11 protein-coding genes and 2 pseudogenes are annotated in these 13294 nt (G+C 54.9%); 9 read left to right on the forward strand and 4 right to left on the reverse strand.

The features are described 5' to 3' along the window. Nucleotides 1–113: 113 nt before the first annotated feature. From KI241_RS16510 to KI241_RS16520, 3 genes are read right to left on the reverse strand one after another with little or no spacing between them, the layout of a single operon-like run. A complete protein-coding gene (locus KI241_RS16510; protein WP_201007344.1) occupies nt 114–761 on the reverse strand; it encodes a glutathione S-transferase in 648 nt (215 codons plus the stop codon). A gap of 10 nt (nt 762–771) precedes the next feature. Continuing rightward, on the reverse strand, nt 772–2538 hold the full coding sequence (locus tag KI241_RS16515; RefSeq protein WP_201007348.1) for a Rieske 2Fe-2S domain-containing protein: 1767 nt from the start codon (nt 2536–2538) through the stop codon (nt 772–774). Nucleotides 2539–2561: 23 nt separating this feature from the next. Next, on the reverse strand, nt 2562–3464 hold the full coding sequence (locus KI241_RS16520) for an aromatic ring-hydroxylating dioxygenase subunit alpha (protein ID WP_201007350.1): 903 nt from the start codon (nt 3462–3464) through the stop codon (nt 2562–2564). A 1139-nt stretch (nt 3465–4603) separates the two neighbouring features. On the opposite strand from KI241_RS16520, the gene KI241_RS16525 reads away from it, so the two are divergent. From KI241_RS16525 to KI241_RS16540, 4 genes and pseudogenes are all read left to right on the forward strand, one after another. Beyond that, nucleotides 4604–4948 (forward strand): hypothetical protein, encoded by a 345-nt coding sequence (locus KI241_RS16525; RefSeq protein WP_201007352.1) that lies wholly within the window; start codon nt 4604–4606, stop codon nt 4946–4948. 202 nt (nt 4949–5150) lie between these two features. After that, on the forward strand, nt 5151–5900 hold the full coding sequence (locus KI241_RS16530) for an outer membrane protein OmpK (RefSeq protein WP_236124391.1): 750 nt from the start codon (nt 5151–5153) through the stop codon (nt 5898–5900). A 17-nt stretch (nt 5901–5917) separates the two neighbouring features. Continuing rightward, a pseudogene (locus KI241_RS16535) lies at nt 5918–6516 on the forward strand (hypothetical protein); the annotation flags it as partial. Between the two features lie 33 nt (nt 6517–6549). Beyond that, a pseudogene (locus KI241_RS16540) lies at nt 6550–6713 on the forward strand (sugar ABC transporter permease); the annotation flags it as partial. A 502-nt stretch (nt 6714–7215) separates the two neighbouring features. Here KI241_RS16540 and KI241_RS16545 read toward each other — a convergent pair. Beyond that, nucleotides 7216–8133 carry a LysR substrate-binding domain-containing protein gene (locus KI241_RS16545; RefSeq protein ID WP_201007359.1) on the reverse strand — a complete coding sequence of 306 codons (918 nt, stop codon included), beginning with the start codon at nt 8131–8133 and terminating at the stop codon, nt 7216–7218. 168 nt (nt 8134–8301) lie between these two features. Between KI241_RS16545 and KI241_RS16550 the strand changes: the two genes are divergently transcribed. From KI241_RS16550 to KI241_RS16570, 5 genes are all read left to right on the forward strand, one after another. After that, nucleotides 8302–9165, forward strand: coding sequence for a glycine betaine ABC transporter substrate-binding protein (locus KI241_RS16550; protein ID WP_212802226.1), 864 nt, complete (start codon nt 8302–8304; stop codon nt 9163–9165). A gap of 148 nt (nt 9166–9313) precedes the next feature. Next, nucleotides 9314–10057 carry an HAD-IA family hydrolase gene (locus KI241_RS16555; protein ID WP_201007362.1) on the forward strand — a complete coding sequence of 248 codons (744 nt, stop codon included), beginning with the start codon at nt 9314–9316 and terminating at the stop codon, nt 10055–10057. 11 nt (nt 10058–10068) lie between these two features. Further along, nucleotides 10069–11370 carry an FAD-dependent oxidoreductase gene (locus KI241_RS16560; RefSeq protein WP_201007364.1) on the forward strand — a complete coding sequence of 434 codons (1302 nt, stop codon included), beginning with the start codon at nt 10069–10071 and terminating at the stop codon, nt 11368–11370. Nucleotides 11371–11438: 68 nt separating this feature from the next. Further along, nucleotides 11439–11729, forward strand: coding sequence for a hypothetical protein (locus KI241_RS16565; protein ID WP_212796453.1), 291 nt, complete (start codon nt 11439–11441; stop codon nt 11727–11729). 713 nt (nt 11730–12442) lie between these two features. Continuing rightward, complete coding sequence (locus KI241_RS16570) at nt 12443–13123, forward strand: class I SAM-dependent methyltransferase (RefSeq protein ID WP_212802225.1); 681 nt, start codon at nt 12443–12445, stop codon at nt 13121–13123. The last annotated feature ends 171 nt before the right edge of the window (nt 13124–13294 follow it).

Consider the following 13294-nt stretch of genomic DNA (forward strand, 5'->3'; position numbering starts at 1 on the left):
GCGCGGTCATGATTTGCATCGATTTCCGGGAGCGATTGCCACTGCGGCACGCGTTTTCATTTTCTCACTCAAGATAATGGGCGAGGCTTAGGCGCCTCGCGTTTCGAGTAATTTCAGGCCGGACGCGTCGGGCCGGCGGCAAAGATCCCCGACATGACCGTGAACCCCTTGATACGCTTCACGCGATCGCACCAGCGGCGGATTGCCGGGTAATCCTGCCTGGAAATGCCCCCCTCCTCTGACAACATAATATAAGGAAAGCAGGCAATATCCGCGATCGTGGGGTGCGGCGCCGAGCAGATCCAGTCGCGCCCTTCCTCTTCGACGAACCAGAGATGCTCATCGAGAATGCGGAACAGTCCGTGGGCGCGGGCGCGGGCGGCCTCTACGTCGAGGTCGTAGAACAAGGCGTCGTGGAGACGCGCTGCCGAAGCCGTGAGGGTAATACCGTCGGCAAAGGCGAGCCATTGAGCGATCTCGCCGAGTAGCACTGGATTGTCGCGCGGATTCCATGTCTCGGACGGATCGTATCGGGAGGCCAGATAGACGAGGATAGCTTGTGCGTCGCGCAGCACCAGCCCGTCATCGTCGATCACCGGCAGTTGTCCGAGCGGGTTGAGCGTCAGGAACCAATCTGACTTGTGCTCGCGACCGGGGTAGAAATCGACTGGAACCTTTCTGTACTCGATCCCGAGTATGTTCATTAGAAGCCGAAGTTTGTAACAATTACCCGAGAGTTCATAGTCGTAGAGAGTGATCATCGAGCATCTCCTAGAGATCGAGGACAAGGCGAGTCGACTTTGCACGCGACACACACGTTATGATCTTGTTGCCGGACTTACGCTCGGCATCGTTCAAGTAGACATCCTGGTGATCGGGCTCACCCTCGATCACCGGTGCAAGACAGGTGCCGCAGGCTCCCTGCTCGCAAGACGACGGCATATCGACTCCAGCTTCACGTATCACTTCCAGAAGGGTTCTCCCGGGCGGAACGGTAAGTGTCAAGCAGGAGCGCGCCAAGGCCACCTCGAAGCTCGAACTGTCCTCAATCGTATTAACGTTCTTGAAGTATTCGAAATGCACTGCGCCCTCCGGCCAGCCGAGTTCGGCGGCGATCCGCCGCGCCGCCTCCAGCATTGGGCCCGGACCGCAAAGATAGACCTGCATTTTTCTCCGATATCCGGAAAGGATATCTCTCAGCTTCGCAGTCGTTCCTGCCGGATCGAGTCCAAGGTGCGCCTGCAAGGCCTCTCCTAGAAGCCCGGTCTTTTCCGGGAAGGCGAGTTGCTCCTGGTTCTGGGCAAAATAGTGGAACGCGAAGTCCAGGCTCTGATTCTTGAGCACCTGCGCCATGGAGATGAGCGGTGTGAGGCCGATGCCGCCCGCGATAAAAATGGTGCGAACCGCATCACGGCGAAGCGGAAAGTTATTGCGCGGCTCCGAGATCGCAAGAACATCACCCTCTCGGATAGTCTTGTGCATGTAGAGCGATCCGCCCTTTGAATCATGCTTCAACTTGACGCCGATCACGTAGCTATCACTTTCGCCGGGGCCATTGGTAATCGAATATTGCCGGATTAGGCCGTTCGGCATATGCACGTCGATATGGGCACCGGGCTGAAAGGTCGGCAAAAGTCCCCTGATAGGGCGGAGCTCGAAAGCCGCTACCCCATCGGCCGTCATCCAAATTCGCGCAACAGTGACACGGACCATCGCCTTACGACCGTGGGCGTCGATTTCCGGCATTTGCGCAAGTTCCGGCGAAACCCGCTCGATCACCGGCTCGAGCGGCGCCGGCTGCGGTGCGGCCGTCGCCTCGCGCTCAACGATGTCGCGAAGCATCGAAAGTTGTTCGTTGTGATGACGAAGGACGGCGAGTCGTTCAACGCCGAGCGGCGAGCCATCAAGTAGGCCGCGGATGACCGAACGGTGGGAATCGACCGGTTGGACGAAGAAAACCGCGAGCGTCTCGGCGTCCTCTTCGCGGGCCTTGAGCACCACTGAAAAAGCATCGTTCGCCTCGATCGACACCGCCGCCGCAGTTCCTTGTAGCCGTCCGTTCGGCTGGAAGCGATAGGCTTTCAGCGCCGAAACAACAATGTCCGCCGGAGCGTTAAGCGGAATGCCGCGAAGGGTGAGTAGTTCGCCTTCGGTAAGGCAGGCAAGGTCCGGCATGTCTTCCTGCGGCTCCTCCGCCGACCATACCAGTCCATAGCGTTCAACACTTGAAAAGGTGCGGTTGGTGATGGTGCGAGCAGGCGCGTCCGCCGGGTGCGCCGGTATATAGGTGCACCCGGCGGTACGGTTCGAATAGCGCCAGCCGTGGTACTGGCATTTCAACTCGCGACCATCATTGATGCCAATCGATAGACGGACGCCGCGGTGCAGACAGCGATTTTCCCAAATGTTGACGTAGCCATCATCCGCGCGCCAGACGGCGAACTCTCGGCCAAGTAATTGGGCGTGAAAGACGTGGCGAAACGGCAAGTCGCAAGTCGCGGCAATGGGATGCCATCTAGTCTTAGTGGTATCGAGCATGGTTCTCTCCAAAGTTTGTCAGGTCAGGTAGCGGCCGGGATGACCCCGTAAGTCACGCCCTTCTGACTGAGCCAACGACGGTAGGCGATCGCCGACTTGTCAGCGCGGATCGGGGTTTCGGCGCGCGGATCGAGCGGCAGGCGCTTCGGAAACTGGTTCTCCAGAATCGGCTTATCCTGTCCGAAGATCGTCTGCTGGAATCGCTTGATCACCTTGTCTTCGTTCTCCTCGTCGAGGACACACACCATCATGTGCGCGCGGATATGCTCTTGGTCGATCGGTTGTAGGAAAACGGCAATTACGTCGAGGCGGCTCGGGTCGACGGGGCTCGACTTGTAGAGAACCGAACAATAAGGATGCGGCACCCGATAGACGTAGTCGACGTCAGCGCCGCCGGTCGACGCGACAGAGGCCATCGGCTGAAAGAAGCGACAGCAGGTGGCGACGATCTCGTCGCGGTCGGTCGATATCTCGACGTCGTACTCTTGCACCTCCGTATGCGGCTCGGCGCCAAGAATATCCGTATGGACGTAAGGGAAATGACCCATGTCTAGGAAGTTCTCAATGGCGCGCGGCGCCGAAACGTTAACGCCGACAGTGGCGGCATTGAGGTTGCGGCGGTCTGCTTCGCCAAACTCCGGGATCGGGAACAGTTCGGCCGCTGAGCCGAGCGAGGTCCAGACATAGCCATAGGCGATCTTGACCGGCAGCGTTCCCACCAGCCCGCCGGGTTCGACAGAGCTTCCCGCGGACAATTCCGGCCGCGTAAGCCAGGCTGCAGCTATGCCCTTGCCGTCAAAGGCATAGCTGAGATTTTCTTCGAGCAGCACCGTCTTCTGCACCACTCCCGCCGGTATCTCTGCGAGCGCTGCAAGCGGATGCCAAAGGTCGAGGATCACCTGATCCTTGCATTTGGTCGGTTTCATTTCTTTGCTTCCGTGAATGGACGAGTGTTTTGATTAGTTAGGTCTGTGCCGGATTACGCCGTATTTCAAATCGGGATCCTGCAGCCAGCGCCGATAGTGGATGGACACGGCATCGCCGTGTATCGGGAGTCGGCGTGTGGGTCGAGCGGCAGACGCTTTCCAAGAGGATCAGCTGTTGTAAGCGAACATCAATTGCCTGGAACTGCGGATCGACGCTTCGTGGATGCCTTCCTTCAATAACAGAGGAAAGAACGCGCGATGTAATGTTCCTCATCGACCGATTGGGCGAGGAGCGTGATCACGTCGACTCTTTCCTTCACCACCAGATTCCTTTTGTAGAGCGTAAAATGCAGGCGTGCACGAACTCGCGCACTCAATCGACAATGCAAGTCATTCAAAATAACTCAATCGCCACAAAGGACGGACCTACTTCTTTGGATAACCCTTCTCCAGAAATCTAACTCTGTTGGAAACATTAAAAACACAAGATTAGACACTAATCAACAACAGCCTGCCTGGCGAAACGCGCTTTCTAATTGAATGCTTAAATTGATTGAATACCGATATGTAAATCGTAACACCAGATATGCGCTCCGGCCCTTTTCCTTGGATAGGCTCGATACAAGATCAACATTGGCGGAGGGCGTTTCCTTCAAGCGTTTAAGGATACTCCGGTCAACTGACCACGCTGTTCGCCCTATCAAACCTGCGGATGGCTCCAAAACAGCTGATGGTATGGACGAGTTGCGCGCCTGATCCGGAGAACTGGGCGCAAAGCCCGCCAATCAGCTGAGTACAGGGCGCTTTTCCGTATGTAGCGTTTCACGTCAGGGAATTCCCGGCTCGCCGCCACCGCGCGGCAAGTTGATCGGAGCATCCTTAGCAAAAGACAGATCGACACCGCAGAACAAATCCTATGTAAGGAGGTCGGCCAAAACCCAGATTACCATCGCCTCCGCCGGACCATGCGGCTACCACGGACATCGACGAAAACGCTAAAGGATTAAATGCTCAAGGGGCGACCCTCGGTTAAAAATCGTAATTTCAGTCAACTTATACGTCAATTGGGGCATTTCTGATCATCGTCAGATGCAGGACATTATCCACATGTGAACTCCATCATATCGAGGGAACCCGCGATGTTTTCGCCACAAAACAGCCAGAAACACGCATCCGAGATTCCGAGCGGCTGCACTTTCAACAAAAATGACTGGTACATACTAGCCGGATTTTGGAACTCGATCGTCTATTCCAACGAAGCTCTGGACAAGCCTATCCGGGCGCACCTGCTCGATGTCGATTTGGTCGTGCTCCGGACGGATGAAGGTGTATCCGTGGCCAGGGATCTGTACCCGCGCCATGGCACCCGGCTCAGCCAGGGTTGGATCACACCTGATATCTCCGATGCAAGGGCTGCACTTTGGCGGCCGATGACCACTGCACGAAAACCCAGCCATGGGCGAGTGATACCGATCCACCCCTAATTTAGCTTTATGTTTCCGAGCGGAGAAAATCACTTTTGAAGGGGATACTGCTAATAGGTTTCGCACAATAAGGTGTTTGTCTGGCTCGACACGTTGAAAAATGAAAATCTCGTCGACCGATCAGCTTTAGTACGTTGGGGTGAGGAATATAATGAAACTTCAAAAATTAGTAACTGCGACAGGGGGCGCCGGCCTCCTAAGTATGGCCTGTATCCCTACGCCAGCATTTGCAGACATGAATTGGCATAGTGAAAGCCTTACTTATCAATATGGCAAAGAATTCAAAGTGGACGCTCAGATCGTCCAGACTATAACCTATGAGCACGTTAGTGATTGGACGTGGGGCGATATCTATTTTTTCATGGATAACAACTGGTATCCAGGAGGAGTAACATACAATGACGGTCATCACTCTATCTACACTGAGGCGGCGCCGCGGTTATCACTTGGAAAGATGTTTAATCGCACTCTTTCCTACGGCCCTGTCAAGGATATCTTGATTGCGACGACCATTGAATGGGATAAGAACGATCGAAATGGTGAACACGACCAGGTCAATTATCTGTTAGGTCCTGGATTCGACCTTGCGCTTCCAGGTTTTGATTATTTCCAGATAAATTTTTACTATCGTAAACCTGACGGAGGCATTGCGCCTGCTGGCCAATGGCAGATTACACCAAGCTGGTCATATACCATCCCAGTAGGACGTTCCGATTTGGTAATCGATGGCTATATGGACTGGGTGGTCAACAACAAAGGAGACTCTCATCGTAATTTATTGTTCAATCCGCAAGTAAAGTATGACATAGGAAAACACCTCGGCTATGGAGAGAAGCACTTCTATGCTGGGGTCGAATACGACTACTGGTCAAACAAATACGCTATCGAAAGCACCTCGGAATACAATACCGATGAAAGCGTAACAAGCCTGATTATGAAATACTATTTCTAATTTCAAGCGGTAATATTGAGTTCTCTGCGAAGTTCAATAATCCTTCCAAGGAGCCATATGGCATGTGCTTGCGTGGCAAAGCCGGCAGGGGCGAAAACACGGCCTTGATCACCACGATGGCCACCGCCTTTCGCGCGCGCTGGTTCGATGAGAAATGGCAGTCTCGTGGTTGTACGCCTGGTCATTGGTAACTCCTGCCAGCTCCAAGCACAAAGAGGCCGCCAAATCGTTCGTCACCTGGACCACCTCCAAGGAGTACATCCAGCTAGTGACCGATAAGGATGGCATCACGAACGTGCCACCCGGTACACGCATCTCGACCTACAGTGACGCTTACCTCAAGGCCGCACCGTTTGCCCAAATGACATTGCAAATGATGAAGCACGCCGACCCGTCGCAGTCTTCCGCCAAACCTGTTCCGTACCTGGGCATTCAATACGTGGTGCCCCCCGAGTTTCAGTCGATCGATACATCGATAGGCAAGCTTTTCTCCGCAGCATTGACAGGACAAATGTCGGTTGAGCAAGCGCTGGCTTCTACCCAGTCCACAACCGAGCGCGAGATGAAGCGTGGAGGCTATCTCAAAAAAAATAGCCCCTTACCTCCGCCGGCTTAGTGCCGGCGGTCACAGCCGCACAGGTAAATAATCATGAACACGTCCATTATTCGAGCCCAGTTTGCGGCTTCGGCGCCATCACGCGCACGCCGTTTGATCAATCCAGGATGGTTTCTGGTGTCGCCATCGGTTGTACTTTTGTTGCTCTGGATGATCGTACCGCGGGCCATGAACGTTATTTTTCGGTGATCCGGTACGCTCGAATTAGCTTTCCAACAGGCGAGGAATATCGTCAAAATTGGAAGCTGGATACTGTGTTTGCCGGAATACAGGACGCGGGCGAATTTGATCAGATGCTTGACCATCGGCTATTAACTTATAGGTCTAAACAATCAGGTCATCCGCATCTGGAATAGAAGCAAGCTTGATGTGTTGAACGAGCGGAAGCTGTCGTCGATAGCCTTGAAGAGCCACCTCCGCAGGTTTGACCGTGACAATGAACTATCGGATGAGGCTGGACTGTGGTTGCCGATCTATTCACCGAAACCCACGGCCGTAGGCGGTCCCAAGCGCCACGTGCAGGATTGGAGTTCTTTGCGGCTTGTGCGTTGGTGTCTTGCTCACATGCAGGGGGCTTACACACCTGGTCGTGAAGAGGTGGAGGATTTACTGCCAAACCGCATGCAACATCAGCGCTAAAGTTCGCATTGGGGTACCGCCATCTTGTCAAAGCGGCCACCTGTTTCGCCCAATGCTTGTTCAGATCACCACTGAGCGCTCCCACCACTCCAGAAATACCTGCAAAGCCGCCTCGTTAGTGCTGGCTTGATTAACCGCCATGTAATAACCACGCGCGGTTCTGTGTTCCAATGCCAGCGGCTGCACCAATTGACCACTGTTCAGATACGTCTTGAGCATACCGATGCATGCCAGCCCTATGCCGCGTCCATCCAGGGTCGCCTGAATCTGCTGCGCGTAGTTATTGTAGGCCATGCGCGAGGGCGGCAACGGGCCTTCATAGCCCATCTGGTTGAGCCAGGTGGACCAGTCCACCACTGGCCAGTTGAAGCCGCGCCAGTGTTCGTGGTCCAAGTGCAACAAACGCTCCCCCACCAGTTGCTGCAAGTTTTTGATCTGGCGCCCAGCGAGGTAGCCAGGGCTACACAGCGGCACCATATTTTCATCGAATAGGCGGGTCATGCGAATATGCTGCGACTGTCCCTCATCGCCGCAGGTGAAGGCCACGTCAATTTGTTCCTCGCGTAAATCCACCTCCCGGTCCAGCGCCAGCAACCGGATCGCCACCTCAGGGTGCTCGGCCTGAAAAGCCTCCAAGTGGGGCATCAGCCAATAGGTCGATAAGCCAATGGTGGCCGTGATCGTCAATGCCTCCTGCGTGCCGCTGCGGATATCACTGGCTGCCTGGGCAATGCGCTCCATTCCTTGATCCACCGCTGCATACAGACGCCTCCCAGAAGGGGTAAGGCTGACCCGACGGTGTTCACGCACGAATAGCTCGTGACCGAGAAACTCTTCTACGAGCCGAATTTGCCGGCTGACGGCCGCCTGAGTAATACATATTTCATGGGCCGCCGCAGTAAAACTCAGCAGCCGCGCGGCGGCTTCGAACACCACAAGACCGTTGAGAGGAGGAAGGCGCCGCCGAAGCTTTTCCATTACAAAAAGTTATCCAAAGGTCGTGAATTAGTTGTTTGTTCTGCCCGCAGAATCATGGCCATATGGCAACCAGGCCGGCGTATACGACCGTCCATGTCTGCGATAACCAGTATTGATCTGCCTCTATTCCATTACCTAAGCTTTATCGTAATTTCAGGAGAGACGCAAATGCGCTTGGTGCACACATTCAAGGTTCTGATGGGAGGCTTGGCGCTTTCCCTTTTGCAGGTACTGCCGGTCTCCGCCGAGCAGGCACCGATCCGTATCGGCTGGATCAACTGGGCAGATGCAGAAATCACTGCAAAACTGGCCGCCAAGGCGATCGAAGACGTGACTGGCCATCCGGTCAAACTCGTCATGGCCGACCTGGGCATCCAATTCCAGGCATTAGCCAACAAGAGCGTCGACTTCATTCCAATGGTCTGGCTGCCAGGGGCGCACAAAACCTTCTGGGACAAGTACAGCTCTCAAGTTGAAGACTTGGGGACCGTGTACGACGGCAAGATTGGCTGGGCGATTCCAGACAGCATTCCGGCCAGTGAGGTGTCCCGTATTGAAGACCTGAACAAGCCGGGCATTGCGGCGAAATTCGGCAATCGAATCCTGTCGGCAGGAGCGGGAAATGGGCAATACAAACTGTCCGAAAAAGCCATCGCCGAATATGGCCTCAAAGACTACAAGCTGGTTGCTTCCTCCGAAGCAGGCATGCTCTCGGAATTAGCGCGGGATCAGTCCCGTGACAAATGGTCGATCATCAACGCCTGGAACCCGCACTGGATGTTTGCTAAATGGAAATTGCGCTATCTCGTCGACTCGAAGAACATCTTCGGCGGCACTGAGCATATCCATGTGGTTTCCCGCCTGGGCTTCAAGGCGGACGAGCCGAAGATCGCCACCTTCCTCGAGCATTACACGTTGCCTTTGAACGATCTGGAAACCATGCAGATGCAAGCCAAGGATAGTTCGGTCGATGAAGTAGTGAACGCTTACTACTTGAAGAACCGCGCACGCTTCGCTGCCATGTTCCAGTGACCTGACATTTGCGTCCAGTTTCAAACGCTGCGTTTTATCCCACTACCTGAACCTGATCCACCGCATGCGGCAACCCGCCTGTGCGCAGATGTGTGCCCGTCATTTGCTGAATTGCCATTTAACTAATAAAACACCCTGGAGAACCGCAATGAAACTGACTGATTTCAAAGTCCTGACCTTTGACGTAGTAGGCACCCTGATCAATTTCGAAGCCGGCATCTTGGCGGCCGTACGCAGTATCGGCGGACCTGAAACCTATAACGTTTCTGACGACGCCATTTTCGACGCTTACAAAACCGCAGATGACGTGTACCGCGGCGACATGCGTGCTCCCAATCGATTCATGTACACCATGAGCGATATTTATCAAAAGTTCGCAGCCGAATTGGGACTGATCAGCGATAAGGCCGCCGGCGATCGCTTTCAGGCTTCAGTGGTCTCCTGGCCAGCCTTTGCCGATTCCGTGGATGCCCTGGCTCGCCTGCGCAAGCATTTCCGTCTAGTCGCCATGACCAACGTCGATCGCACTTCCTTCTCCGCTTACCAATTCACCTTGGGCTATCCGTTCCATGACTCGCTCACCAGCGAAGAAACCGGCGTACATAAGCCCGACCCACTGTATTTCGCTTACAACCAAGGACGTCAGTCAGCTTCAGGTTTCCAGAAATGTGACATTTTGCATGTCGCTCAGAGCCAGTATCACGACATCGGTGTGGCGCACGAGGCGGGCTATACCACTTGCTGGATCGAACGTCGTCACGACATCCCGGGCTATGGCGCCACGCCCGTGCCTGAAAAGGTCACTCAACCCGACTTCCACTTCCACTCAATGAAAGAGCTGGCTGACGCAGTGGAAGCCGAGTTGAGCAACCCAGCCGTGAAATATTCCTGAGGAAGCGAACCATGGCCGTCAGTCCTTTTGCAGCCGATATTGCTTCACTGTGGCAATCCACGGCCGTTGACGCTCCGTCATTTCCAGCGCTGGAAGGTGATCGAAGCTATGACGTGGTCGTGGTGGGGGGAGGCTATACCGGGTTGTCCACGGCGCATTATTTGGCGAAAAAAGGGCTGGCAACAGTGGTGCTGGAAGCCAGTCGCATCGGCTGGGGGGCGAGCGGTCGAAATGGTGGCGTGGTGTCGGCCAAGTATCGTATCTCGCTGAGCAAGGTGGCGGCGCGATACGGACTGGAGATGGCTCAGACTATGCGTCGTCTATCCCTTGAGTCGGTGGAACACCTTGAGGAGCTGGTGGCGGTTTATTCGCTGGAAGCGGCGCAATATCGGCGCAGCGGCAGCCTGCATTGTGCGCACAACGAGGCCACGCTGGACTACTGTGTGCGGGAGGCGCAGTGGTTGCATGAGTATTTGGGGGATAGCTCCTTCGAAGTGCTCTGCGCCGGTCAGATGCAGGAGGAAACCGGCTCTGGCGATTTTGTCGGCGGCGTCCTCGACAGAGGTGGAGGCTTGTTACACCCATTGAACTTCGTCCGGGGGTTGGCCGACGGTGTGAGCGCGGCGGGAGTCAGTATTCATGAGGGCGCGCCCGTCATGGGCATTCGGCGGATGGGGACGGGCGTCAGGGTGGAGACACCTACTGGCACTGTCCGTGCCAAGCAAGTCGTGTTGGCTACTAACGGTTACTCGAGCCTAACGCCAGCTACTGCGCCTGTGCGCAAATCGGTTGTGCCTTTTCGTTCGGCGATGCTGGCCACCGAGCCTCTCACCGGCCCGCAGCTGGAGTTGTTGCGCCACGGCCGCAGCTACACCGAAACGCGGCGGATGATGCGCTGGTTTCGGATGGTCGAGGACCGTCTGTTGTACGGCGGTCGCGGTGCGTTCGGCACGGATGACTCCGAGGCGGCTTTCAATGCCTTGCACGAAGCGATGGTCAAGCAGTTTCCCCTACTCGCCCGCGCGACCATCACCCATCGTTGGTCGGGGCTGGTGGCGCTCACAATTGACAGTGTGCCGCACGTCGGACGGATTGATGACCGCGTGGTCTATGCCATGGGTTACAACGGCACGGGAGTGGCCATGTCCTCATACATCGGTAAGCATGTCGCAGATGTCATCGTTGGGCGGAAGCCAGAATTGGGGTTGATGTGGGCGGACAAAGTACGCCGTATACCTTTTTATTCGCTGCGAGTACCCGTGGTTCGAATGGTCGCCGGTTGGTATCAGTTTTTGGACGCCATCGGACGCTGAACGTATCCCGAAAGAAATGACAGTCCCAGGCCGCTACACAGCCTCGGTCCGGAAGGAGTGATACTGCCATGCTGTTGGAGAATGAAATTCAATGCTTGAAACTAGGCCGGGAATTATCGACCAAACTATCGAAGTGCCGGGATGACCCTCTCGCCATGTGGCTGGCCAGTTACATTCGCAGGTTAATGTGCGAATTATTGGAAGCTGAAGATCCGAGCCAGCTGGCGCGAGCAAGTAGCGCCTGCATGGACGCCATATTGAAGCTCTGGGAGCACCGCGGGTTGCTGCCCTGCGCGAATCAACGTCGTCCTGCGGACGGTGTCGCGAGCCAGAGTTTTAAAGCGAAGTCAGACAAATGAATACATAGATAATCTCGCCATTGACCGCTCTAGGACTTGGCAAAAGTCCTTTGGCGCTTAAGATTTTCTCAAAGAGCCCAGTGAGCATGTGCTCTCTGGTCACGCCACGTCGTAGCGTCGTGTAATGCTCAAGTTGATTAAGTGGGGGAACGTAAGGCATTCGGTCGGTCAGGACCAAGGCCAGGACTGTTCCGTGCGGGAAAAACCCGAAGGTTAAAAGCAGTGTACCGGCCCCCAACTGCCAAACCGCTATCCGTCAGATCTCTTTGCTTACTCCGTCTGTCGACGTCAAAAGCCGCCATTCTTTAAAAGCTGACATCGCCAAAATTGATTCTCAGCAAGCAGGTATCCGCTGACGTTAAAACTGAAGTACATCGCAGCGATTGAAGCCATGAATGAGACCTACCAATCTCACCGGCAACGCGATGATGTTATTGACGCCCAGCCATCAATACAGCTCATGGTTATATGCGATCACGCAGCTAGCTCTTCGTCACCCCTGCCGTAAAATCACGCCACGGTTACGCAGCCCCCTGCCTCATCGTCAATAGGCTCCACGCCCATTCTGATAGAAGCCATAAGATTTTTTGAATGACCTGAAAGCTCCCATAGTCACGCAGCCCCCGGCCACAGCCATGACCGCACCAGGTCAGAACGAGGATTACAGTTCATACCCTCTGGAATTATTCGCTGCAACAAATGGAGCCCCATTGATGCCCGATCCGATCAAGCTTGAATTTTCCGAAAAGTACGACGATAAGCACGCGCAGAGTTATTTACTCAAGCATCAGGACAATCTGGCCCGCCGTTTATCCCACAAACGCGACGAGCAATTGGCGCGTAGTGCGTTGGTCGCCGCTGGCGAGCCTGGCTTGGTGCTGGACTTGCCGTGTGGGGCCGGGCGTTTCTGGCCGTTACTGGCGCAAAAGCCTGGTCGCGTGATCATCGGCGCAGACAATTCTGAGTCGATGTTGAAGGTCGCAACCATCGCCCAACCGGCGGAGGTGGTGAAACGGGTTCGCCCGTTGCAGACCTCTGCCTTTGCTATCGATTTACCGGACAACGCGGTTGACAACATATTCTGCATGCGCTTGATGCACCACATCGGCGCCCCCGAGCACAGACTAGCAATACTCCGTGAGTTTCAGCGCGTTACCCGCGACAGCGTAATTATCTCACTATGGGTGGACGGCAACTTCAAAGCGTGGAAACGCAAGCGTACCGAAGTGCGTCGTCGCAACAAAGGAGAACAGGACGGCTACCAAAATCGGTTCGTATTACCGGCTAATACTGTCGAGTCAGAGTTTGAACAGGCCGGCTTCCGTGTTCAGAAATCCCTGGACTTCATACCGTTCTACGCCATGTGGCGAGTGTATGTTTTGCGCAAAAAATAATAGGATGGCTATCGGCCGCTTATTCACTTGATGGTGTTTATAGTTTAAGCCCCCTCGAATCATAGGCCACATGATCAGCTCCGTGGATGGGCGCCTCGTGTCTTTCCGATGGACATTTCTCCCCAACGGAGACAGTGAGCGAACGATTAGCAACCATTACGAGCGAATTGC

Origin of the sequence: Pseudomonas sp. Cab53 (genome assembly GCF_018325965.1) — a bacterium.
GTDB classification, from domain to species: domain Bacteria; phylum Pseudomonadota; class Gammaproteobacteria; order Pseudomonadales; family Pseudomonadaceae; genus Aquipseudomonas; species Aquipseudomonas chlororaphis_E.

Excerpts from the sequence above, each read along its gene's own strand:
- KI241_RS16565 (WP_212796453.1), top strand. The coding sequence starts at position 11,439 with ATGCTGTTGGAGAATGAAATTCAATGCTTGAAACTAGGCCGGGAATTA.
- KI241_RS16515 (WP_201007348.1), bottom strand. The coding sequence starts at position 2,538 with ATGCTCGATACCACTAAGACTAGATGGCATCCCATTGCCGCGACTTGC.
- KI241_RS16545 (WP_201007359.1), bottom strand. The coding sequence starts at position 8,133 with ATGGAAAAGCTTCGGCGGCGCCTTCCTCCTCTCAACGGTCTTGTGGTG.
- KI241_RS16560 (WP_201007364.1), top strand. The coding sequence starts at position 10,069 with ATGGCCGTCAGTCCTTTTGCAGCCGATATTGCTTCACTGTGGCAATCC.
- KI241_RS16520 (WP_201007350.1), bottom strand. The coding sequence starts at position 3,464 with ATGAAACCGACCAAATGCAAGGATCAGGTGATCCTCGACCTTTGGCAT.
- KI241_RS16570 (WP_212802225.1), top strand. The coding sequence starts at position 12,443 with ATGCCCGATCCGATCAAGCTTGAATTTTCCGAAAAGTACGACGATAAG.
- KI241_RS16555 (WP_201007362.1), top strand. The coding sequence starts at position 9,314 with ATGAAACTGACTGATTTCAAAGTCCTGACCTTTGACGTAGTAGGCACC.
- KI241_RS16530 (WP_236124391.1), top strand. The coding sequence starts at position 5,151 with ATGGCCTGTATCCCTACGCCAGCATTTGCAGACATGAATTGGCATAGT.
- KI241_RS16550 (WP_212802226.1), top strand. The coding sequence starts at position 8,302 with ATGCGCTTGGTGCACACATTCAAGGTTCTGATGGGAGGCTTGGCGCTT.
- KI241_RS16510 (WP_201007344.1), bottom strand. The coding sequence starts at position 761 with ATGATCACTCTCTACGACTATGAACTCTCGGGTAATTGTTACAAACTT.
- KI241_RS16525 (WP_201007352.1), top strand. The coding sequence starts at position 4,604 with ATGTTTTCGCCACAAAACAGCCAGAAACACGCATCCGAGATTCCGAGC.